Genomic DNA, 22,566 nt, shown 5'->3' on the forward strand with positions numbered 1-22,566 from the left:
TCCAGGACAGACGGGGGACCGGCGGCCGGGGTGGGCGGCGCGGGCTGTGCGTCGTGCGGTGTGTGCGTCGTGCGGTGTGCCGTGAGGGACGAGGCGACGGTGCGGGTGCCAAGGTGCGCGGGACCGGGGGCTGGGACCCCGGTGAGGGCGACCAGCGACTGCCGCAGGGCCGCCTCGGCCGCTATGGTGAACGTAAACGGATAACTGTCCGCTCACAGGAAACGTAACGGACACTTGTCCGCTTAGCAAGGGCGAGGTTCGGCCACGCCATGAGGAGGACGAGTGCCGCAGCAGAAGGACTCACCCCGGCGCTCGGACGCACAGCGCAACCGCGAGCGCATCCTGGAGGTGGCGCTCACCGAGCTGTCGCACTGTGCCGACGCCCCGCTGAGCGTGATCGCCAAGAAGGCCGGTGTCGGGCAGGGCACCTTCTACCGCAACTTCCCCAACCGCGAATCACTCGTCCTGGAGATCTACCGCCATGAGATGCGGCAGGTCGCGGACAGCGCGGAACACCTGCTCGCCGGCCGGGCACCCGACGAGGCCCTGCGCGCCTGGATGGACCGGCTCGCCGAGTTCGCCATGGCCAAGGCCGGACTGGCCGACGCGATACGCCAGGTCACCGGCGCGCCGGGCGGCCCCGCCAAGCCGTCCCCCACCCCGGTGGCCCACGCGGCGGAACTCCTGCTACGCGCCAACGAGGAAGCGGGCACCATCCGGCCCGGAGTCACCGCGGACGACTTCTTCCTCGCCATAGCGGGCCTGTGGCAACTCGACCCCCACGACGACTGGCAGCCCCGCGCCGCCCGCCTCCTCGACCTTGTCATGGACGGGTTGCGGAGCGGGGCGCGTGGAGGGTGAGGGGTGTGCGGCGTGGGCGACGGGGCGCCTTGGGCTGAGGCGGGCGTCCCCGGCCGGCGCCGCTGGACTGCGCACAGGGTGCCGCGGCCGGCGAGGCGCCTGGGCAGGCGATGCCGGGGGGCGGGCGAGCGCTCCGCGCCCCCTGGGTAAGACGTCGCACGGAGGGCGGTCGGAGGCGGGCACGCCTCGCGGGTGAGCGGCTGCGCCGGCGACGACCCTCTAGGGGAGGGGCGACGACGCGTGGCCGACGGCCACCGGTGGGGGAGGGGCGACGACGCGTGGCCGAGGGCCCGCCGTCAGAGCGGCACGCGCCGGGGCTGCCGACAGGGCGGCCACACCCCGACGGCCCCCGGCAGGGAGGGACGCCGCCGCGGGTGCCGCGCCGACGTCAGCCAGGCTTCCCGGCACCGTGCGCGGGCCGGGCCGGGCCGCCGGAAGGCCACCACCACATGCCCCACTCCAACCGGCGCGCGCCCGAAGACGAGGCCCCTGCAGCCGCTCGGCGGGCAGCGGCGAGGCCATTGCGGTGGGGCCGGTGTCGACGCGTCGACGTCGGGCCGGTGTCGACGCGTCGGCCTCAGGCCGTGGCCTCGTCGAGGAGTTCCAGCACGTGCCGGTACGGCCGGCCCGTGGCCCGGGTCATTCCCAGCTCGCAGGTGCGGTTGCAGGAGGCGTACGCGTCGTACGTGCCCGCGTTCAGCTCGGCGGCCTGGGCGGCGACGGCGGACGCGGTGATCTCCGGGTGGAGCAGGCCCCGGTCCCCGGCGAACGCGCAGCAGCCCCAGTTGTCGGGGACCGTCACCTCGTCGCTCACCGACGCGGCCACGGTGCGCAGGGCCGTCTCGATGCCGAGGTGCACCGTGGAGCAGGTGGGATGCAGGGCGAGGCTGCCCAGGCGCCGGGGTTCGGGCAGGGCGGGGAGCAGGTGCTCGGCGGCGAAGACGACGCTGTCGACGAAGCGCAGCGAGGCGAAGCGGGCGCGGTCGGACTCCGGGAGGGCGTCGCGGAGTTGGTCCAGGCCGTGCGTGCAGGACGAGGCGTCGCACACCACCGGCAGCCGGCCGTGCTCGCTCGCCTCCCACAGCGCTTCCAGGGTGCGGGCGGCCATGGTGCGGTACCCGGCGGTGTACCCCTTGGACTGCCAGGGGGTGCCGCAGCACAGCCCGTCCAGCCCGGAGGGTACGGCGACGGGGACCCCGGCCCGCGCACACAGGCGCAGGAAGGCCCCGGCCGCGCCCGCCGCCCCGTCAGGGCTTCCCTCCCCGCCTACCTCCGGCGCGAAGAGACTGCCGATGCACGCGGCGAAGAACACCGCGCGGGCTCCGGCCGGGTGGCGGGGTGCGGGACGGGCGGGGCCGCCACGGGGGATGTCGTCGGTCCAGGCCGGTACCAGCTCGCCCGCCCCGAGCCGGCGGAGCGCGCCGGTGGCGGTGCGCAGGACGGGGGAGGGGGCGGCGTGGGCCGTGTTCAGGGCGACGCGTACGGCCTTGACCGTGGTCCCCCAGTGCCGGGCCACCGTGTTCCCCGCGCGCTGTGCGACCGCACCGTGCCGGTCGGCGCGCAGGCGTTTCATGACCGCCCCGGTGTCGATGGTGACCGGGCACGCGGTGACGCAGAGGCTGTCGGCGGCGCAGCTGTCGACGGCCGCGTAGCCGTAGTCCTCCGCCAGTGCGCGCCGCCGCTCCTCGTCGCCCGCCGCCGCGGCCAGCGCGATCTCGCGCCGCAGGGCGATGCGCTGACGCGGTGTCGTGGTGGCGTCGGCGGTCGGGCACACCGGCTCGCAGTAGCCGCACTCCACGCACGCGTCGACGGCGGGGTCGACCTCCGGGATGCTCTTGAGGTTGCGCAGGTGCGCGCTGGCGTCGTCGTCCAGGAGCACACCCGGGTTGAGCACCGCGTGCGGGTCGCACAGCCGCTTCAGCTCGCGCATGACGTCGTACAGCTCGTCGCCGTACTGCCGGCGCACGAACGGCGTCATGGCCCGCCCGGTGCCGTGCTCGGCCTTCAGCGTGCCCCCGGCGTCCAGGACGAGGTCGACCATGGCGTCGGTGAACCGGGCGTAGCGCTCGACCTCGGAGGCGGAGTCGAAGTCCTGGGTCAGCATGAAGTGGAGGTTGCCGTCGCGGGCGTGGCCGAAGATCACCGCGTCCTGGTAGCCGTACCGGTCGAAGAGCCCGGTCAGGCCCTCGCAGGTACCGGTCAGCCGGTCCATCGGCACCGCGATGTCCTCCAGCAGCGCGGTGGTGCCGGGGCGGCGCGCGCCCGCGACGGCGGTGTACAGGCCCTTGCGCAGGTGCCAGAGCCGGGCCCGCAGGCGCGGGTCGCCCACGAGCGCGGTGTCGCTGACGGTGGGCATCCGGTCCAGGGCCCGCCGCGCGTCCGCCACCCGCTCCGCCAGCAGCCCGGGGTCCTCCTCGGCGAATTCCACCAGCAGCGCCGCGTGCCGCTCCACGCGCAGGCCGCGCACCTCGTCGACGGGGTCGGTGGACTGCTGCGCCACCCGCAGCGACGCCGCGTCGAGGAGTTCGGCGGTGCGGGCACCGGCGGCGAGCAGCGCGGGCAGGGCGTCGGTGGCCTCCGCGAGGCCCGGCAGCACCAGCAGACCGGTGGCGGTGTGCGGCAGCAGCGGGACGGTGCGGAAGACGGCCTCCCCGACGAAGCCGAGGGTGCCCTCGCTGCCGATCATCAGGTGGGCGAGGATGTCCGCCGGTTCGTCGTGGTCCAGGAACGAGTTGAGGCCGTAGCCCATGGTGTTCTTCATCGAGAACAGCCGCTCGACGGTGGCGCGGGACCGGGCCGAGCCGCGCACCCGGTCGCGCAGCCGCAGCAGGCCCGCGTGCAGTTCGGGTTCGCGCTCCCGCAGCGCCCGGTCCGCGTCGGGGAGCGCGGTGTCGACCACCGTGCCGGAGGGCAGCACGAACTGCAGGGACTCCATGGTCCGGTAGGCGTTGTCCCGGGTGCCGCAGTTCATGCCGCTGGAGTTGTTGGCGACCAGGCCGCCGATGGTGCAGGCGGACTCGCTGGCCGGGTCGGGGCCGAGCCGGCGCCCGTGCCGGGCGAGCCGCGCGTTCACCTGCCGCACGGTCAGCCCCGGCTGCACCCGGATGCGCAGCCCGTCGTCGAGGACCTCGGCGGCGCGCCACGCGCTGCGGACGTCCACGAGGATGCCGTCGCCGCCCGCCTGTCCCGCGAGGCTGGTGCCACCCGAGCGCAGCGTGAGCGGCAGCCCGGCGGCGCGGGCGCCGGCCATCAGGGCGCCCACCTCGGCCGCCGACACGGCACGCACCACCGCGCGCGGGGTGAACAGGTACGGCGAGGCGTCGTGAGCGGCGGCGACCCTGCGGGGGACGTCGGTGGTGACCCTGGCCGGGTCGTCGACGCACGCGGACAGCAGCTCGGCCAGGCGGTCGGGCCGCTCCACCGCGTGCGCGGTGGCGGAGGGGGCGTCGGTGGGGCTCATGGGTCCTCGGATGGGGTCAGACGATCCGCAGCAGGTGCGGCGGCCGGGCGACGGGTGCGGGCAGGCGCAGGGGCGCCAGGCCGGGGGTGATGCTGCCGAGCAGCGTGGCCCTGACGGCGCCGGTGGCGGAGGGGTGGGTGCCGGGCAGGCCGTGGACGGTGAGGAAGCCGAGGACGGCGAAGGCCAGGGCCTCCTTGGCGTCGGAGGGCAGCCCGAGGTCGTCGCTGCGGCGCACCGGCACGCCGGGGAGCTCTTCGTCGATCATGCGCATGAGCACCGGGTTGCGGGTGCCGCCACCGGAGGCGACGAGCTCGGTGACCCCGTGGGCCCGGCAGGCGTCGGCCACGGTCACGGCGGTCAGCCGGGTCAGCGTGGCCAGGACGTCGTCGGTGGCGGGCGTGGGTACGGCGTCGAGCGCCCGCAGCAGGTACGGCAGGTGGAAGAGCTCCTTGCCGGTGGTCTTCGGGGCGGGCCTGCGGTAGTAGGGGTCCGCCAGCAGGAAGCGGAGCAGCTCCGGGCTGACCGTTCCGGCGGCGGCCCGGCGTCCGTCCGCGTCGTAGGCGGCGCCGTCGCCGGTGAAGTGCCGTACGGCCGCGTCGAGCAGGGCGTTGGCGGGGCCGGTGTCGAAGGCCAGCGGTTCGGCGCCGGGCGCGACGACGGTGACGTTGGCGATGCCGCCGAGGTTCAGCGCCGCCGGGGTGCCGGGCAGGGCGCGCAGCAGCAGGGTGTCGGTCAGGCCGACCAGCGGGGCGCCCTGGCCGCCGGCGGCGACGTCCCTGCTGCGCAGGTCGGAGACCACGGGCAGCCCGGTCTCCTCGGCGATCCAGGCCGGCTGGCCGAGTTGCAGAGTGCCGCGGACGACGCCGTCCTCCACCCAGTGGTGCATGGTCTGGCCGTGCGAGACCACCAGGTCCGCCGCCCCCGCGCACAGCTCCCGCAGGGCCCGCGCCGCCGCTGTGGCGAAGGCCTGCCCGATGCCGCTGTCCAGCGCGCAGACGGCCTGCGTGGTCGTGGCGGCCGGCGGCAGCGTGGCGGCGATCAGGGCGCGCAGGTCGTCCGGGTAGGGCACGGACAGGTGCCCGAGGGGGCGCAGCAGCAGGCTGTCGCCGTCCAGGGTGAGGTCGGCGGCGGCCGCCTCGATGGCGTCGTACGACGTGCCGGACATCAGCCCGATCACCCGCATGGTGCCTCCGGGACCATCCCCCGCCCGCTCGGCGGGCGGAGTGCGCTGCGACTGGGACATGGTGCGTGCCTCCGGGAAGCGCTTGGGGGGAGTAGGTGCGGTCCTTGTTCGCCGGCGGAGGGCGGTCGTGCCGTCCCGCCCCCCGCCGGGCGGCACTCAGTCCTGCTGGACGGCCGCCGTGACCCGCCCCTCGTCCGGGCCCGGTTCGCCGTCGGCCGGCCGGACCTTGGCGGGTTCGGGGGCGCGGTGGAACAAGCTCATCAGACCGCCGACGACCAGGGTGACCAGCACGCCGATCGGGACCAGCCACTGCGCGGCGATGGCCGTCGGCACGGTCGCCCCGGCCACGGTCACGTCGATCTTCACCTCGCGCACGATGTATGTCATCACCGCGACCGTCACCAGGAACGCCACCACGGAGTCGACCTCACCCGCGCGCCGGACGATCCGGCCGAGCAGGAACGCGCCGAGCAGGGCGCCGTAGGTGTAGCCGGCGATGGTCAGGCCGGTGAGGTAGACGTTGCCCGTGCTGGTGCTGAACGCACAGGCGAAGACCGCCATCAGCGCCGCCCACACCAGCGTCATCACCCGGGCGAGCTTCAGCAGCGACGCCTCGGACGGCGTCGTACGGAAGAAGCTGTGGATGATGTCGGCGACCGTCGAGTTCGACATGGAGTTCAGCGCCGAGGACAGCGAGCCCATGGCGGCGCCGAGGATGCCGGCCACGAGCAGGCCGGAGATCACCACGGGCAGCCCGTGCAGGATGAAGTTCGGGTAGAGGTTGTCGGAGCTGTTCAGGCCGAGCTCCTTGAAGCTCTTGCCGTCGTTGTACGACCACAGCAGCGCGCCCACGAGGGAGAACGCCGCGAACTGGAAGGTGACGAAGACACCGGAGGCGATCATCGCCTTCTGGCCGTCGCGCAGGGAGCGGGTGGCCAGGATGCGCTGGACGATGAGCTGGTCGGAACCGTGACTGGCCATGGCGAAGATCGCGCCGCCGATGATCGCGGTGGGCAGGGCGAACGGGCTGGTGAGGATGTGCGCGAGGTCGAAGTCCGTGTCGAACAGCTTGAACTCGCCCGCGTGCAGGGCGCGCGAGAAGCCGGCGCCGCCGACGTGCCCGGACAGGACGGCGATGGCGAGGACCGCACCGCCCAGGTAGAGGCCCATCTGGATGGCGTCGGTCCAGATGACCGCCTTGATGCCGCCGAGGTAGGTGTAGACGACGGTGATCACGGTGAGCACGATGATGATGACGCGGTAGCCCGCGTGCACGCCGAACTCGTCGAGCAGGAGCTTGATGGGGATCGCGGAGGCGAACAGCCGCACGCCCTCGGCGAGGAGGCGGGTGAAGACGAAGGTGACCGACGCCAGCCCCTGGAGTTTCAGCCCGAATCTGGTCCCCAGGTACTGGTAGGCGCTGACGAAGCCGCCCCGCTTGTACAGGGGGATGAGGACGGTGGCCACGACGACGCGGCCGATGACGTAGCCGAGGGCCAGTTCGACGTTGCCGAAGCCCTGTCCGCTGTAGGCGCCGCCGGGCACGCTGATGACGGTGAGCACGCTGGTCTCGGTGGCGACCACGGAGAACGAGACCGTCCACCACGGCATGCTGCCCTCGCCGACGAAGTAGTCCTTCGACGTCTTCTGCCGGCCGGCCAGGCGCAGTCCGATCACGGCGATCGCCACCAGATAGACGACGATCACCACGAGGTCGAGTTGGCGCACGCTCTCTCCTAAGCAACGGCCGGCGGGGAGACCGGCGGGGTGGGGACAGGGGGGAAGGGGGCCGTCCGCCGGACGCGGACGACATGGGGTTCGTGCGGCCTGCGGGCGTCCAGGGCCAGCAGGCGCGCGCCGTCCAGCGGGTCGCCGAGCGGGGGGCGCGGCCGCAGGGGGCGCGGGAAGCCGGCGAGTGCCGAGCGCAGCGGTCCGAGCAGGGGTTCGCCGAGGCCGGTGAGTCCGCCGGTGACGGCGACGTCGAGGCCGTCGCCTCCGATCCGGCGGGCCGCGGCGAGCACGGCCTCACCGAGCGCGGTGGCCGCGTCCCGGAGGATCGTCGAGGCCGTGGGGTCACCGGCCGCGGCCGTACGCGCGACCTCTGGTGCGAAGGACGCGGCGGTACGCGCGGGGTTGCCGTCGCGGCCCAGGGCCAGCGGCAGCCGGTCGGGATCGCCGAAGCGCTCGGTGGCGGCGGCCAGCAGCGCGGTGTCCGGGCCGCGTCCGTCGTGGGCGCGCAGCGCGGCCCGCAGCCCGGCGGTGCCGATCCAGGCGCCGCTGCCCTCGTCGCCGAGCCAGGGACCCCAGCCGTCGACGCGGGCGTACGTGCCGTCGTCCCCGATGCCGATGGCCACCGAGCCGGTGCCGATCGCGAGCACGACGCCGGTACGGCCGCCCAGGGCGCCGGCGTGGGCGGTGACCGCGTCGCTGGTGACGGCCACCTCCTCGGCGGACAGGTCGTCCAGGAGCAGCCCGGCCAGGGCGCGGGCCGCGTCCGGTGCGGCGGCGGCACCCGCCGCGCCCACGCAGACGGCCGACGGCCGGACGGACGGCTCCCGCGCCAGGAGGGGCCGGACGGCGGCGAGCACGGCCGCGCGGGCGGTCGTCACCCCGTCGTCGGTGGCGAGCCCGGGGGCGCCGGGCACCTCGTGAACGTCTCGGGCAGGGCCGGCGCCGTGCCACAGCACGGCACGGCAGCCGGTCTTGCCCAGGTCCACCGCGACTGCTGCTGTCATGCGGCACGCCTTCGTGTGTCCAGGGGATCCGTCACGTCGAACGGTCACAGGGTGGCCAGGAGGCCAGTGGCCGGCGCGGATCGCGGTGCAGCGAGTATCAGAAGGCGAACCTCCGGATGTCAATAAGTAACCTCATCGGGTGAGGTCCGTAAATTTTTGACGCGCCTCGCGGGGCCTGGTTACTGTGGCGCCACCCAGACGGGCGTTCACCCAGGAGGAAGCGGTCATGGCCGGCCAGAAACCACCCCGCACCCCGGCCCGGCCGGCGGACGAGTCCCCCGCCGGGACCCTGGCGCGCATCCGGGCGGAACTGCCCGCCATGGCACCGTCGGAACGGCGGGTGGCCGACGTCGTCCTGGCCGATCCCGCGCAGGCGTCGGAGCTGTCCATCAGCGCGCTCGGCCGGCGGGCGGACACGTCCGTGGCCACGGTCATGCGCTTCTGCCGGACGATAGGCATCACCAACTACCCCCAGCTGCGCCTCGCCCTCGCCGCCGCCGCGGCCCGCGAACACGCCCTCGACGGCGAGCGCCCGATGCCGAGCACCGACATCAGCGCCACCGACACGCTGAGCGAGATCGTCGAGAAGATCGTCTACAACGAGGTGCGGGCCCTGGAGGACTCCGGGGCCGGGCTGGACATCGACGTACTGGGCCGCGCGGTGGACGCCGTGGCGGGCGCGCGGCGGATCGACATCTTCGGCGTCGGCGCGAGCGCCTTCGTCGGCCAGGACCTGCACCAGAAGCTCCACCGCATCGGCCACATGGCGTTCATCTGGACCGACCGGCACGCGGCCCTCACCGCGACGGCGCTGCTCGGACCCGGTGACGTCGCCCTCGCGATATCCCACTCCGGGGAGACCGAGGACACCGTCGAACCGCTCCAGGCGGCCGCCGCGCGCGGCGCCACCACCATCGCCCTCACCAACGTCCCCCGCTCCGCGCTGGCCCGCAGCGCGGACCTCGTGCTGACGACCTGCGCCCGGGAGACGCCCTTCCGGTCCGGCGCGACCGTCAGCCGCATCGCCCAGCTCGCCGTGGTCGACTGCCTGTTCGTCGGCGTCGCCCAGCGCGGGTTCGACGCCGCGACCGCGGCGCTGCACGAGACCTACGAGGCCGTCCGCCGCCGCAGGACCCCGCAGCCCGGACGCCGCGCCCAGACCGCCGACTAACGCCACGCCGGCCACCGTGCCGCGTTGCTCCCGGAGAGTTCCCCGGCTCCTGCCAGGAGCCCCTACCCCTGCGCAAGAGCCCCCGGCTCGGACCAGGAACCCTCCGACCCGCCCAGGAGCTCCCCGCCTTCGACCAAGAGCCTCCGTCCCCGCCCACGAGCCCCCGACTTCGACCGCGAGCCTTCGCCCTCGCGCACGAGCCCCCCGCCTTCGACCAAGAGCCTCCGTCCCCGCCCACGAGCCCCCCGGCTCCGACCGCGAGCCTTCGCCCTCGCGCACGAGCCCCCCGCCTTCGACCAAGAGCCTCCGTCCCCGCCCACGAACCCCCCGGCTCCGACCGCGAGCCCCCAGCTCCGATCACGAGTTCCGGCTCCCCCCACAAGCCCTCGCCCCCGCCCTCGCCCCGCCCTCAGCCTTCGGCCCGGATCCGGAGCTTCCGCTCCGCCCACGAACTTGAGTACCGCCCAGGAAAGGACAAGCCGCCATGGACCTCAGCACTCTCGGCACCGAGACCCGCAACGAGCGGACCGCTGACCTCGATCGCATGCCGGTCGGTGAACTGCTGTCGGTCATGAACGACGAGGACCAGACGGTCGCCCTCGCGGTACGCGGCGCCCTCGCGGAGATCGGCACCGCCGTCGAGGCCATCACGGCGTCCCTGCGCCGGGGCGGCCGGCTGATCTACCTCGGCGCCGGCACCAGCGGCCGTATCGGCCTGCTCGACGCCGTCGAGTGCCCCCCGACCTTCGGCACCGCCCCGGAACAGGTGGTGGGCCTGCTCTCCGGCGGTCCCGGCGCCTTCGTCGTCGCGGTGGAAGGCGCCGAGGACGAACCCGAGCGGGCCGCCGCGGACCTCGACGGGATCGGCGTGGACGACCGGGACACGGTCGTCGGGCTCGCCGCCAGCGGCCGTACCCCCTACGTCGTCGGCGGCCTGAAGCACGCCGCCGCAAAGGGCGCGACGACGGTGTCGGTCGCCTGCAACCGGGACGCGGTGATCAGCCGTTACGCCGACATCCCCATCGAGGTGCCCACCGGGCCGGAGATCCTCACCGGGTCCACCCGGCTGAAGGGCGGCACCGCCGAGAAGATGGTGTGCAACATGCTCTCGACCGCCTCCATGGTCCGCCTGGGCAAGGTCTACGGAAACCTGATGGTCGACGTCCGGGCCAGCAACGAGAAGCTGCTCGACCGTGCCCGCCGCATGGTGGTCCAGGCGACCGGCGCGGACCCCGACGCCGCCGCCGAGGCGCTGCGGGCGGCGGGCGGCCACGCCAAGACCGCCATCGTCATGCTCCTCGCGCACTGCACCGCCGAGGAGGCCGCCCGACGCCTGGAGAAGGCCGACGGCGACACGCGGACGGCGGTGGGCCGCCCCTGAACAAAGCGACCCCCGGGCTTACTTCAAACCTTGACTTAACATCACGGAATTGCTTGGATCCGGAGCGGTCGCGCGCCGCCGGCACCGTACGGCGCCGGCCCCCGACACCCCCGGAGCCCAGGGAGCAGGCGTGAGACGTCATCTCACCGCACTAGCGGCCGTCGCGACCATGACCGTGTCCGCGCTGGTCGGCGCGGGCCCGGCCGCGCACGCCGACCGAGCCGCGGGCGGGCCGCCCGGACACGGCCGGACCGTGACCGGCACCTACTCCACCGGCGCCGCGCGGGCATGGCTGCCGCTGCCGGCGGTCAGGACGGACACCGATCCCGGCGGCCCGGTCACCGCCGCCGTCGTCGCGGACCCGAACGCCGTCCGGCAGCGGTACGCGGGCGTGGGCTTCTCCCTGGACGAGACGAGCGTGTCCAACCTGTGGAAGCTCACCCCCGCCAAGCGGGAGGAGGCCGTCCGGCTGCTCGTCGACCCCGTGCACGGCGCGGGCCTGGACCGGTTCCGGCTCACGATCGGCAGCCCCGACCTCATCGAGCACCTGCCGTTCTGGTCGGAGGACGACCTGCCCCCCGGCGTCACCGACGACTTCGGGCTGAAGCACTTCTCCATCCGGCGGGACATCGACCTGCACATCATCGACACGGTCAAGCTCATCCAGCGCTACAACCCGCACGCCACCTTCTTCGCGTCGGCATGGAGCGCACCGGCGTGGATGAAGACGAACAACCGGTTCACCGGGCAGGTCGCGCTCAAGCCCGGGAGCAGCACGGAGTACTACCAGGTCGGCAAGTTGCGGGACGACTGCATCGACGTCTTCGCCCGGTACTACGTCAAGTTCGTCCAGGCGTACGCCCGGCACGGCATCCGGGTCGACGCCCTGACCCTGCTGAACGAACCGGGCATGGACGTCGTCTACCCGGCCATGGACATCAGCGTCGCCCAGCAGCAGAAGCTGGCCCTGGCGATCAAACGGGAGTTCCGGGCCGCGCACCTGAACACCCAGCTCTACGTGCACGACTTCAACTTCTGGGACTGGCGCGACCCGGGCAGCACGGCCACCAAGAACTACCACCGCATCTTCGACGACGCCCCCGACGGCTCGGTGACCGGCGAGCAGGTCCGCGAGGCGGCCGACGCCATCGCCTTCCACCCCTACTGGGGGGACCCGCGCGTCATGCGCGACGCCTACGAACAGACGGGCAAGCCGGTCCAGCTCACGGAGACCAGCGACCTGTCGCCCTCGACCATCCTCGACGACTTCCGCCTCGACGCCGGTTCCTACATCCTGTGGGCCCAGACCACCGACCAGGACGGCGGGACCCTGCACTGGACACCGGCCCGGGACAACGACGTCGACTGGGACCAGGTCGCGGCCACCACCAAGTGGCGGGACCGGCTGGTGACGGTGAACACGGCCACGCGCGACTTCACCGTCCGCGACGAGCTCTACCCGATCGGGCAGTTCGCCAAGTACCTCTCACCCGGCGACGTACGCCTCGGATCCAGTGCCGCCGAGCACGGCATCGGCAACGTCGTCTACCGCACGAAGGACGGCACCTTCGTCGCCGTCCTCGGCAACAGCACCCACACCGACGGCAAGGTCCGGATCACCGTCGCCGGCCAGTCGTTCGTGGTGACGGTCCCGGCGGACTCCTTCGCCACCTACCGCTGGAGGAGCGGCCCCGGCCACTGACGTCAGTGACCGCCCGGGGCCGCGGCCTCCAGGTCGGCGACACTGCCCGACATGATGGTCCGCACGTGCTCGGTGATGTGCTCCAGGGGCCAGTCCCACCAGGCCACCGCCAGCAGCCGGGCGACGTCCCGAGGGGTGTGGCGGGTGCGGATGAGGCGGGCCGGGTTGCCGCCGACGATGCCGTAGTCGGGCACGTCGCCGGTGACCACGGCCCGGGTGCCGATGATCGCGCCGTGCCCGATGCGCACCCCGGGCATGACCGTCGCGCCGTGGCCGAACCACACGTCGTTGCCGACGACGGTGTCCCCGCGGTTCGGCAGACCGGTGAGCAGGTCGAAGTGGCCGGCCCACGAGCCGCCCATGGTGGGGAAGGGGAAGGTCGAGGGGCCGTCCATGCGGTGGTTGGCGCCGTTCATGATGAACCGCACGCCCGTGCCCAGCGCGCAGAACTTGCCGATGACCAGCTTCTCCGGCCCGTAGTGGTAGAGCACGTTGCGCGTCTCGAACGCTGTCGCGTCGTCCGGATCGTCGTAGTAGGAGAACTCCCCGACCTCGATCAGCGGGGACTTCACCAGCGGCTTGAGCAGCACCACCCGCGGCTGCTCGGGCATCGGGTGCAGGACCGTCGGGTCGGGGGGCACGGGCACGGCGAAGGGTCTCCCAGCGGTCGGCGTGATACGGACCGCTCCATGATCGCGGTACCGGGTCGCCCCGCGCACCGATTTACTGGGGGGCGATGGCGGTCTTGCGCCATGCCTTCGGGGTCGCCGCGAGCAGGGGAGTGTCGGGACACATGGATGGGACGCCGGACAGCCCGTGGCCGGGGACCGGGCTGGACCCGCTGGCCGGGCGGGTGTTGGAGTACCTGGTGAGCGTGCCGTCGGCGGACACCGTCCAGGTGGCGGCGGCGGTGGGCGTGCCCGGACCGGCGGCGCGGGACGCCCTGCGGCAGCTTGAGGAGGCCGCGCTGGCGCTGCGCGTGGACGGTGTGACGGCACGGTGGGCGGCAGGTCCCCCGCGCGCGTCGCTCGGCGCGCTGCTGGCCCGGCGCCGGGCCGAACTGGCGCGCGCCGAGGCCCTGGTGGAGCGCCTGCACGAGACGTACGAGGAGGTGTCCGCGCCGCGCGCCGCGCACCTGGTGGAGGCGCTGGAGCACGAGGAGGAGGTGGCGGCCCGCTACGGCCAGCTGCTGAAGGGGACGTCGGCCGAGGTGCTGCACCTGGCCAAGCCGCCGTACGTGACCGGACGGCACACCTCCGCCCGGGAGGTGGGCGTGGCGGACGGGGTGCGGATGCGGTCGGTGTACGAGACGGACGGTTTCACCGACGCGGTGTCGCTGGAGACGGCGCTGCGCGGGACGGCGGAGGGCGGGCAGCTACGGCTCGCCTCCCGGCTCCCGGTGAAGCTCGTGGTGTTCGACCGGGCGGCCGCGCTGCTGCCGGTGCGCGGGGACCGGCCGACGGCGGGCTCCCTGGTGGTGCACTCGCCGGCGCTGGTGGAGGCGCTGGTGGCGCTGTTCGAGAGCGTGTGGGAGCGGGCCGAGCCGGTGTCCCTGGCGACCCGGCGCGACGGTCCGCCGCCGTCCGCGCCCCGGCCCGAGGACCCCGCGCCGGACAGCGACGCGCAGGCGGTACGGCCGGACCGGCGGACCCGCGAGATCCTGCATCTGATGGCCACCGGGATGAAGGACGACACGATCGCCCGCGTGCTGAAGGTGAGCCGGCGCACGGTGCAGAAGCACGTCAGCGAGGCCGGGACCCTGCTGGGCGCCCGCACCCGGTTCCAGATCGCGCTGCTGGCGGCGGAGCGGGGGTGGCTGGAGGAGCAGCCCTGACCGTCTCGGCGGCCCGGGCTCCGGCGCCGCCCGCGGGTCCGGGCGGTGCCGGTGGCGTGCCCCCCGACGGGACGCGCCACCGGCACCGCGTGGGTCAGCCGTGGCAGGTCACGGCCGCGCCCTGAGCGCGAAATCCCTCCCGGTGACGCGGTCGTCGTGCACCACGGCGCGTCGGGTCAGCGGCGCGTACCCGTCCGCCGTCGCGCGCAGCCGGTGCACCCCGGGTCCCGTGAACAGCGTGTACAGGCCGTCGCCCACGGCCGGGTCCTCGGGTGTGGCCACCGTGGTCGCGACGGCGTCCGGTGCCGAGGCGTCCGTGACCGTCGCGCCGACGACGCCGTGGCCGGTGCGGGCGTCCTTGACGGTGCCGACGGTCAGCCCGCCCGGCACCGGCCGAAGCGTCCGGCCCTCCACTGTCACGTCGTCGACCTCCCAGAAGTAGGCCCAGTTCGCGACGAAGTGGAAGCGCAGCCGCACGGACGGCTGCCCCGCGTACTCCCGCAGCGGCACGCGCACGGTGACGTGGTCGGCCTGGCCGCCCGTCTTGGGGCCGCCCCACACGCTCTGCCAGGTGGCGCCGTTGTCGGTGCTGGCCTCCACGGTCATGTGCTGCTGGCTGAGGTTGGTGATGTAGCCGGTCCTGAACGTGAGGGAGGCCGACTGCGCGTCCGACAGGTCGTAGGCGGGACTGACCAGCGAGGTGTCCTGGTGCGGTCCGAACGGTCCGCTGTCGCTCTCGATGACGGCGAAGGCACCGCTGCCGCCGGTGGTGTTGCCCCGCTCGTTGGGGTCGTCGAACCGCCAGCCGTTGTCGCTGCCCGCGTCGGACACCGTCCAGCCCTGCGGTGCGGCCGTGGTGGAGTCGAAGCCCTCGGCGTGCTCGGCGCGGTGGAGGTCGTAGCCGACGGCGGTGGCCGCGTCGGGGTCGGCGGTCAGTGCGGCGTTCACCGTCACGGGACCGCCGCCCACCTTCACCTCACGGGTGAGCGCCTCGTAGCCGGGGAGGGCGGCGGTGATGCCGAGACTGTAACCGGCGTTCTTCGGCAGGGAGATGTCGTAGTCACCGGTCACCGGGTCGGTCCAGACCGGCGCCTCGGGGGAACCCTCGACGGCGATCCTGGCGTACAGCGGCCAGCCGTGCCCGGAGCCGTCCCGGACGGTCCCGCGCACATGGGTGCGGGGCAGGGCCTTCAGGCCGAAGTCACGGGTCACGGTCGTACCGTCCGCGATGTCCACGGTGACCGGGGCGGGGGACGCGTAGCCGAACGCCGTGACGGTGAGACCGCCGACCTCACCCGCGGGCAGGTTCAGCGTGTACGTGCCGTCCGCGCGCGTCGTGGCCACGTCGAGCCCGGAGCCGACGGTGGCGCCGGCGACGGGCCTGCCGGTCTTCGCGTCCGTCACCGTGCCGGTGAGGGTGCCGCTCGGACCGCTGCGGAAGGCGGCCAGACCGGAAGGGGTGCCGAGGCCCGTGGGGCCGTCGTAACCGGTGCCCGCGGTGCACAGGTAGGCGGTGGCGCAGGTGCCGTTGGACCCGGAGGTGATGTCGTTCAGCCCCGGGCCGTCCGTCGCGTACGGGTAGGCGTTGGGATAGGTGCCCGGGCGGGGCGGGCCGGCCAGCGCGTAAGTGGCCGCGATCACCGGGGTGGCCGCGCTGGTGCCGCCGTAGCGCTGCCAGCCGGTGCCCAGCGAACCGAACGTCGAGTACACGGCAACGTTGTCAGCGACCGCGGACACATCGGCGACGCTCCGTCCCGAGCAGCCGGTGTCCTTCTGGAACTCCGGTTTGGCCTGGTACGACGCGCAGCCCGAGCCGGGGCCGTAGAAGCCCCGCTTCCACACGGTCTCGTCCCAGCCGCGCGGGCTGTCCGGGTCGGCGGTCAGGTTCGTGCCGCCGACCGCCGTCACGGTGGACAGGGTGGCCGGGAACGAGACGCCGTAGCCGTTGTCCCCGCTCGCCGCGACGATTGCGACGCCGGGGTGGTCGTAGGAGGACCCGTACGTCGCCTGGTCCGAGGCGAAGTCGCCCGTGCGGCCGTAGGAGTTGGAGACGTACTTGGCGCCCAGCTCGACGGCCTTGTCGACGCCGGCCGCGAGCCGGTCCAGACCGTCGTTGTCCGTCTCCACGAGCAGGATGTTCGCCCGGGGGGCGACGGCGGAGACCATGTCGAGGTCGAGGGCGATCTCACCGGCCCACATGTCGTTCGTCGTGGGGTAGTCCGTGCCGCCGCGCTGGTCGACCTTCTTGAAACAGCCGTTGGCGGTGGTGCACGGCGGCAGCCCGTACTGGGCGCGGTAGACCGCCAGGTCCGCCTCGGCGTTGGGGTTGTCGTACGCGTCGACGATGGCGATGGTCTGTCCGGCGCCGCCGTCGGCCGGGAGGCTGTAGGCGCTCTGCAGGTCCTGGGGGCCGAGTCCCGGCGGTGTCTGTGCCGCGGCCAGCCGGCGCAGCGGGGGCTCGTCGGAGCGCATGGCGTAGCAGGACGCGTGCCCCTCGGCGGGTGTGCCGCACACGGGGGTCAGGTCGGTGCCGCCGGCCTGGTCGGCGGCGGACGCGGGCGGGGTGACGCCCAGGAGGACGAGGGCAAAGAGTCCGGCGGCCACCAGGCCGTGCCGGACAGCGCGAAAGACGGTTATTCGCTCTCTGCGAAGCGAGGATGACGTCACTTCGTACCTATCGTGAACAGGCCCTCGGTCGAGGGCCGACTTCCGGCCAATTAGCGGGAACGAAATAACGACCTGTCAATACGTGCCGGGTCAACGGCGGATGAGCCCAGCTCACAGCCTGGTTCCCACTTGTGCAGGAGCACGAAATGCCCTCGCCCCGCCGCTTGTCGGGCCGCCGTTGAGGAGTTCAGAATGACGCCGGAATCGAAATGCGGGAACGGGTGGGAATTCAGGTCAGCCGGCCCGTCCGCGGTAGTCGCGGGGTGACACTCCCATGACCCGTTTGAAAGCGACGCTCAACGCGCTCTCGGATCCGTAGCCCACGGACCGGGCGATGGCGGCCATCGTCTCGGTGCCCTCCCGCAGCCGCCGGGACGCGAGCTCGATGCGCCATCGCGTCAGGTAGGCAAGCGGTCCCTCACCGACCGTGTCCTTGAAGCGTGCGGCGAGGGTCGACCGGGAGACCGCACCGACGCGCGCCAGATCAGCCACCGTCCAGGAACGCGCCGGGGCCTCGTGCATGGCGCGCAGCGCGGCGGCCACCGCGGGGTCGGCAAGACCGGCCAGCCAGCCGGACACCGCCCGGGGCTCGCGGGCGAGGTGGAAGCGCAGCACATGGATCAGCATGACGACGGCGAGGTGTTCCGCCATCAGCGTCGAGGCGGGCGGTCTGTGCAGCAACTCCCGGTCGATCGCGGCGAGCGCCCACTCCACGGCCTCCGCCTGGCCGGTTCCGGCAGGCACAAGGACGACCGGCGGCAGAGTGTCGAGCAACAGCTCGTGCGCCCGCGTGCCGAAGGAGAAGCGACCGCCGATCAACAGCACCTCGTCGCCGTGACCGACTCGGGCGACCCCGCCTTCGGCCCGGGCGAAGACCGGCCCCGCGCTGACCGGAGCGGCTTCCGGACCGCTGCTGAGGGTGAAGGCGCGCGGGCGCGTGAGGAGGTAGCAGTCACCGGTCGCCAGAGTGATCGCCTCGTCGACACCGTCGACTTCGAGCACGCAGCCACCGCGTCGTACGGCGTTGAACTTGACTCCGGTGGGCGGATCGAACCGCACGGCCCACTGCCCGCCCGCCACCAGGCTCGTGGACAGGTGACCGCGGGTCTCCAGCAGACCCAGCACATCCTCCAGGGGATCCACGAGCAGCAACTCCTCGGACGATGACTAAAACACTGCGGACGCTCGATGATAGAGCGTCCAGCGGGGCCGCCCTAAGGTCGGGAGGCGTGACAGCGATCCCGATCCGGAGAGGCACCCCGTGAACGCCGAGTCCCTTCTGACCACTCCCTTCGACTCCTCCGCCACCGCCGCGGAGGTGATCGACGGTGTGGATCTCACCGGCCGCCGCGCCGTGGTCACCGGTGGCGCCTCCGGCATCGGCACCGAGACCGTCCGCGCCCTGGCCACCGCCGGCGCGGAGGTCACGATCGCCACCCGTCGGCCGGCGGTCGCGGAGCCGCTCGTCCGCGAACTCTCCGCCGTTCCCGGTGCCGGCCCGGTGCGGGCCGTGGCACTCGACCTGTCGGAGGCGGCCTCGGTCGACTCCTTCGCGCGGACCTGGCGGGGGCCGCTCGACATCCTCGTCGCCAACGCCGGGATCATGGCCCTGCCCACGCGGACCGTCACCGCCCACGGCTGGGAGATGCAGCTCGCCACCAACTTCCTCGGGCACTTCGCCCTGGCCACCGCACTCCACGCCCGCCTGCGCGAAGCCGGCTCGGCCCGCATCGTGGTCGTCAGTTCCGGCGCTCACCGCGACGTGCCCTTCGACTTCGACGACCCCCACTTCGCGCGGCGCCCGTACGACCCGTGGACGGCCTACGGGCAGTCCAAGTCCGCCGAGGTCCTGTTCACGGTGGCCGCCCGCCGCTGGGCGGACGACGGGATCACGGCCAACGCGCTCAACCCGGGCTACATCCTCACCGCCCTCCAGCGTCATCTCGACGACGACACCATGCGCGCGTTCGGGGTGATGGACGCCGAGGGAAACCTCACCCCGCTCCCGCACTACAAGACTCCCGCCCAGGGAGCCGCGACCTCCGTGCTGTTGGCCGCGTCACCGCTGCTGAAGGGTGTGACCGGCCGGTACTTCGAGGACAACCAGGAGGCCCGGGTCGTCCACGGTGACGAGGAAGGGCCCGGTGGCGTGGCCGCTCACGCCCTCGACCCGCGGGCGGCGGACCGGCTCTGGGCCTACGCGGCCGACGCCCTCCGCTGAGGACCCTGCCCCGTGCCACGTCCTCTGTCGTGGCACGGGACACCAGAGCGGGGCTGTGGGCTTCAGCCGAGGTGGGTCACCTGTAGCACGGTGATCGTTCTGAGTGCCTCCCCGATGAGGAGGAGGGCGAACGACTGCCGGGTCACGAGCGCGCGGACGACACCGTCATCCTCGCCGTACGGCTCGGTGGCGCCGATCGGATCGTGGCAGGCGTCGGCGAGGGCGAGGGTGAGTTCTTCGCTCGCCGCCGTCGGCATCGCCTCGTGGACGGCTTCTGCCGCCTGGTCGTACTTGAGCCGATAGGTCACATGGCCTCTCAGGGTTCGAGCACCAGATCGTGGTCGCACAAACCACTGGACGGCGACGGTGATTCTGCCCGGCCCAGCGTAGCGAGCCCGGGACGGGGCGTGGCACCGGACGGCGGATCAGGCGGCGCCGCGCGCACGGATGCGCTCGGCTTCGGCGAGGACCCGGTCGGTCGCGTCGACCCACTCGCGGGCCGGCTCCTCACCGCGGGCTTCGGCCGCGGCGATCTCACGTCCCCGCTGAACCGCGGCGACGGTGTCCTTGGCGATGCGCTCCCAGCGGGCGAAGACCCGCAGCAGCTCATGGGCGGGCGCCCGGTTGATCTCACCGAGGAAACGCTGGGCGAGAGCAGGGTTGCCGAGGGCGTGACGGATGGACTCGATCGTCCACGGCTGCTCGCTCATCCCGGCCTCCGAAGGAGAAAATGTCACCGCCGCTTTCAGAGTATCGGGTCGGCGGTATCAGCCTGATACCGCTGACGGAGATTGCTGTCCGCGATGTGCTGTCGGCGATCCGCTGTCCGCGATCCGCTGTCCGCCATCTGCTTTCTGCGATCCGCTGTCCGGTATCTGTTCCCCGTGAGCCGCTGACGGCGACCGCTGTCGCGCGGAGCAGTCGGTGCAGCGGGCGCCGACGGCGCGGCTCAGGGTGTGGAGATGGTTGGCCACGCGGGCGCTGAGCGCGGCGGACGTGTCCGGTTCTCGCCGTTCCGCGTTAAATGCCTGGACTGAGAAACTCCGTGGACGGGAGACTTCCCACTTCCGAACCTCCGGGAGTGTGATGGGCACCACAGACAATCGAGGGCCGACACCGGGCAGGAGCGCGGTGGTTCTGGCACTGCGCCGCTACGGCCGGGAACTGCTGCGACTACGACTGCTGACCCTGCCCGCGCTCCTGCTGCCGGCGGTGGGCAACATCGGCATCCGCTACGTCGCCCCCCTGCTGATCGCGAAACTGGCGGGACAGGCCGCCGGTGCCGGAGGTATCACCCTCGGCTCGGCACTGCCGTACGTGCTCGGCTTCGGCGTGACGCTGCTGTCGGCCGAGGCCGTGTGGCGGGTCGGGCAGCACTGCCTGAACCGCCTGGACGCCTTCGGCATGGAGCACCTGTACGTGACCGGCATGGACGAACTCCTGGCCAAGGACGCGGCGTTCTTCCACGACAACTTCGCCGGCTCCCTGACCAAACGGGTGCTCAGCTACGGCAAGCGCTTCGAGGACTTCGTCGACACGGTGACGTACCGGATCGTCGGCAGTCTCGTCCCGCTGGTGTTCGGTTCCGTGGTGCTGTGGAGCTACGAACCGATGCTCGTCGTCGGCCTCCTTGTGATGATCGCGCTGACCGTGGTGGCCGCGACGCCCCTGATCCGCCGTCGGCAGAGGCTCGTCAACGACCGTGAGGCGGCGATCGCCAGGGTCTCCGGCCACGTCGCCGACAGCCTCGTGAACATGGAGACCATCCGGGCGTTCGCGGCGGAGCGGCGGGAGGCCGACGAACACCGCAGCCGCGTCGCGGAGTCCCGGCGCCTGACGCTGAGGTCGTGGGACTACGGCAATCTGCGCGTCGACACCCTGGTCGCCCCCATGTCCGTGCTGACCAACGTGCTGGGTCTGCTGGTGGCGGTCGCCTTCGGCGGCTCGGGCCAGGGCGTCGAGCAGATCGTCGTCAGCTTCACCTACTACTCCAACGCCACCCAGATCATGTTCGAGTTCAACCAGATCTACCGGCGTCTGGAGAGCTCGATGACCGAGGCCGCGCAGTTCACGGAGCTGCTGCTGGATCCGCCCACCGTCCTCGACCCGGTGGAACCCGAAACGCTCGCACCGCGGGACACGGGCATCCGCTTCGAGGCGGTGACCTTCGCCCACGCGGGTGCGAAGCCGATCTTCCAGGGACTCGACCTCGACGTGCCCGCGGGCGCACGGATCGGTCTGGTCGGCAGGTCCGGCGGCGGCAAGACCACCCTCACCCGGCTCCTGCTGCGGATGTCGGACATCGACGGCGGACGCATCCTGATCGGCGGTCAGGACATCAGCCGGCTGCGCCAGACCGACCTGCGCTCACTGATCGCCTACGTCCCGCAGGAACCCGCCATGTTCCACCGCAGCCTGCGGGACAACATCGCGTTCGCCCGGCCCGGCGCCACCGACGAGGAGATCCGCGCGGCGGCCGAGGCCGCGCACGTCACGGAGTTCGCCGACCAGCTCCCCGACGGCTTCGCCACCCTGGTGGGGGAGCGGGGGGTCAAACTCTCGGGCGGCCAGCGCCAGCGCGTCGCCCTGGCCAGGGCCATCCTGCGCGACGCCCCGGTCCTGCTGCTCGACGAGGCGACCAGCGCGCTCGACTCGGAGAGCGAACTCCTCGTCCAGGACGCCCTGTGGCGGTTGATGGACGGACGTACGGCCCTCGTGGTGGCCCACCGCCTGAGCACCGTCGCCGGCATGGACCGTCTCGTCGTCCTCGACCGCGGAAGCGTCGTCGAGCAGGGCACCCACGAGGAACTGCTCGCCGCGGACGGCGCCTACGCCAGGCTGTGGCAGCACCAGTCGGGTGGCTTCCTCGGTGAGAGCGCCGAGTCGGCTCTCGGACGCCCCGTTCCCCAAGCCGGCGGGCTGTCCGGACCGGCCGGCCCGGCACCGGACGGCGGCCACAGGACACCGTCGCCCGCCCGGACGAGCCCCGGGTTCACGTGAACGGCACGATTTCCGGACGTCCTCGACCGCGCTGACGTCATGCGCCGAGGCCCCGACGCACCGGAGCGCTCCCGTCGGCAGGCGGCCGTGAGGCCGGCCAGGCGCAGGGCGCGCCGGTGCGGGCCTTGATGTCCTCCACGGTCAGATCCGGGGCGGTCTCCACGAGGGCGGGGCCGTCCTCGTACGGCGCGCCATCAGCGGCCGGTTACCGCGAGGCGCGGCGCGGCGGTCCGGCACTGACCATCGCGGCGTGCCGGGACAGGGTCGCCCTGCCCGTCAGCCCGCCGTCGACGGGATGTTCGGCGGGGACGAACCGACACTGACCCGTCTCCGGGACCACCCGGACCACCG

General features: G+C 73.0%; 16 protein-coding genes. 7 read left to right on the forward strand and 9 right to left on the reverse strand.

Annotated features, from left to right (window positions below):
• Window positions 1-282 precede the first annotated feature (282 nt).
• Complete coding sequence (locus C3492_RS05895; RefSeq protein ID WP_103810658.1) at window positions 283-861, forward strand: TetR/AcrR family transcriptional regulator; 579 nt, start codon at window positions 283-285, stop codon at window positions 859-861.
• 577 nt (window positions 862-1,438) lie between these two features.
• On the opposite strand, the gene C3492_RS05900 is transcribed toward C3492_RS05895, so the two are convergent.
• The 4 genes from C3492_RS05900 to C3492_RS05915 all read right to left on the reverse strand — a co-directional run bounded on the left by C3492_RS05900 (window position 1,439) and on the right by C3492_RS05915 (window position 8,239).
• The gene (locus C3492_RS05900) at window positions 1,439-4,321 is read right to left on the reverse strand and encodes an FAD-binding and (Fe-S)-binding domain-containing protein (protein WP_103810659.1); all 2,883 of its coding nucleotides are present in this window, start codon (window positions 4,319-4,321) and stop codon (window positions 1,439-1,441) included.
• 16 nt (window positions 4,322-4,337) lie between these two features.
• Window positions 4,338-5,504, reverse strand: coding sequence for an anhydro-N-acetylmuramic acid kinase (locus C3492_RS05905; protein ID WP_103810660.1), 1,167 nt, complete (start codon window positions 5,502-5,504; stop codon window positions 4,338-4,340).
• A gap of 156 nt (window positions 5,505-5,660) precedes the next feature.
• Entirely contained in the window at window positions 5,661-7,232 is a 1,572-nt protein-coding gene (locus tag C3492_RS05910; protein ID WP_103810661.1) for a sodium:solute symporter, read from the reverse strand.
• Window positions 7,233-7,240: 8 nt separating this feature from the next.
• The gene (locus C3492_RS05915; RefSeq protein WP_103810662.1) at window positions 7,241-8,239 is read right to left on the reverse strand and encodes an N-acetylglucosamine kinase; all 999 of its coding nucleotides are present in this window, start codon (window positions 8,237-8,239) and stop codon (window positions 7,241-7,243) included.
• 226 nt (window positions 8,240-8,465) lie between these two features.
• Between C3492_RS05915 and C3492_RS05920 the strand changes: the two genes are divergently transcribed.
• The 3 genes from C3492_RS05920 (at window position 8,466) to C3492_RS05930 (ending at window position 12,493) form a co-directional block, all read left to right on the forward strand.
• Window positions 8,466-9,410, forward strand: coding sequence for a MurR/RpiR family transcriptional regulator (locus C3492_RS05920; RefSeq protein ID WP_103810663.1), 945 nt, complete (start codon window positions 8,466-8,468; stop codon window positions 9,408-9,410).
• Between the two features lie 484 nt (window positions 9,411-9,894).
• Window positions 9,895-10,791 (forward strand): N-acetylmuramic acid 6-phosphate etherase, encoded by an 897-nt coding sequence (gene murQ / locus C3492_RS05925; protein ID WP_103810664.1) that lies wholly within the window; start codon window positions 9,895-9,897, stop codon window positions 10,789-10,791.
• 130 nt (window positions 10,792-10,921) lie between these two features.
• A complete protein-coding gene (locus tag C3492_RS05930; protein ID WP_258055517.1) occupies window positions 10,922-12,493 on the forward strand; it encodes a glycoside hydrolase family 30 beta sandwich domain-containing protein in 1,572 nt (523 codons plus the stop codon).
• A 2-nt stretch (window positions 12,494-12,495) separates the two neighbouring features.
• On the opposite strand, the gene C3492_RS05935 is transcribed toward C3492_RS05930, so the two are convergent.
• Complete coding sequence (locus tag C3492_RS05935; RefSeq protein WP_374938328.1) at window positions 12,496-13,104, reverse strand: CatB-related O-acetyltransferase; 609 nt, start codon at window positions 13,102-13,104, stop codon at window positions 12,496-12,498.
• Between the two features lie 182 nt (window positions 13,105-13,286).
• On the opposite strand from C3492_RS05935, the gene C3492_RS05940 reads away from it, so the two are divergent.
• The gene (locus C3492_RS05940) at window positions 13,287-14,327 is read left to right on the forward strand and encodes a helix-turn-helix transcriptional regulator (RefSeq protein WP_103810667.1); all 1,041 of its coding nucleotides are present in this window, start codon (window positions 13,287-13,289) and stop codon (window positions 14,325-14,327) included.
• Window positions 14,328-14,435: 108 nt separating this feature from the next.
• Here C3492_RS05940 and C3492_RS05945 read toward each other — a convergent pair whose 3' ends face one another.
• Entirely contained in the window at window positions 14,436-16,931 is a 2,496-nt protein-coding gene (locus C3492_RS05945) for a carboxypeptidase regulatory-like domain-containing protein (protein WP_103810668.1), read from the reverse strand.
• A 297-nt stretch (window positions 16,932-17,228) separates the two neighbouring features.
• Window positions 17,229-18,137, reverse strand: coding sequence for an AraC family transcriptional regulator (locus C3492_RS05950; RefSeq protein ID WP_103810669.1), 909 nt, complete (start codon window positions 18,135-18,137; stop codon window positions 17,229-17,231).
• Window positions 18,138-18,255: 118 nt separating this feature from the next.
• On the opposite strand from C3492_RS05950, the gene C3492_RS05955 reads away from it, so the two are divergent.
• The gene (locus C3492_RS05955; protein WP_103810670.1) at window positions 18,256-19,215 is read left to right on the forward strand and encodes an SDR family NAD(P)-dependent oxidoreductase; all 960 of its coding nucleotides are present in this window, start codon (window positions 18,256-18,258) and stop codon (window positions 19,213-19,215) included.
• 62 nt (window positions 19,216-19,277) lie between these two features.
• On the opposite strand, the gene C3492_RS05960 is transcribed toward C3492_RS05955, so the two are convergent.
• Window positions 19,278-19,523 (reverse strand): hypothetical protein, encoded by a 246-nt coding sequence (locus tag C3492_RS05960; protein WP_103810671.1) that lies wholly within the window; start codon window positions 19,521-19,523, stop codon window positions 19,278-19,280.
• A 117-nt stretch (window positions 19,524-19,640) separates the two neighbouring features.
• Window positions 19,641-19,925 carry a hypothetical protein gene (locus C3492_RS05965; protein WP_103810672.1) on the reverse strand — a complete coding sequence of 95 codons (285 nt, stop codon included), beginning with the start codon at window positions 19,923-19,925 and terminating at the stop codon, window positions 19,641-19,643.
• Window positions 19,926-20,301: 376 nt separating this feature from the next.
• Here C3492_RS05965 and C3492_RS05970 point away from each other — a divergent pair, with 376 nt between their 5' ends.
• Window positions 20,302-22,215 (forward strand): ABC transporter ATP-binding protein, encoded by a 1,914-nt coding sequence (locus C3492_RS05970; protein ID WP_103810673.1) that lies wholly within the window; start codon window positions 20,302-20,304, stop codon window positions 22,213-22,215.
• Window positions 22,216-22,566 lie beyond the last annotated feature (351 nt).

Origin of the sequence: Streptomyces sp. Ru62, assembly GCF_002920615.1 — a bacterium.
Classification (GTDB): domain Bacteria; phylum Actinomycetota; class Actinomycetes; order Streptomycetales; family Streptomycetaceae; genus Streptomyces.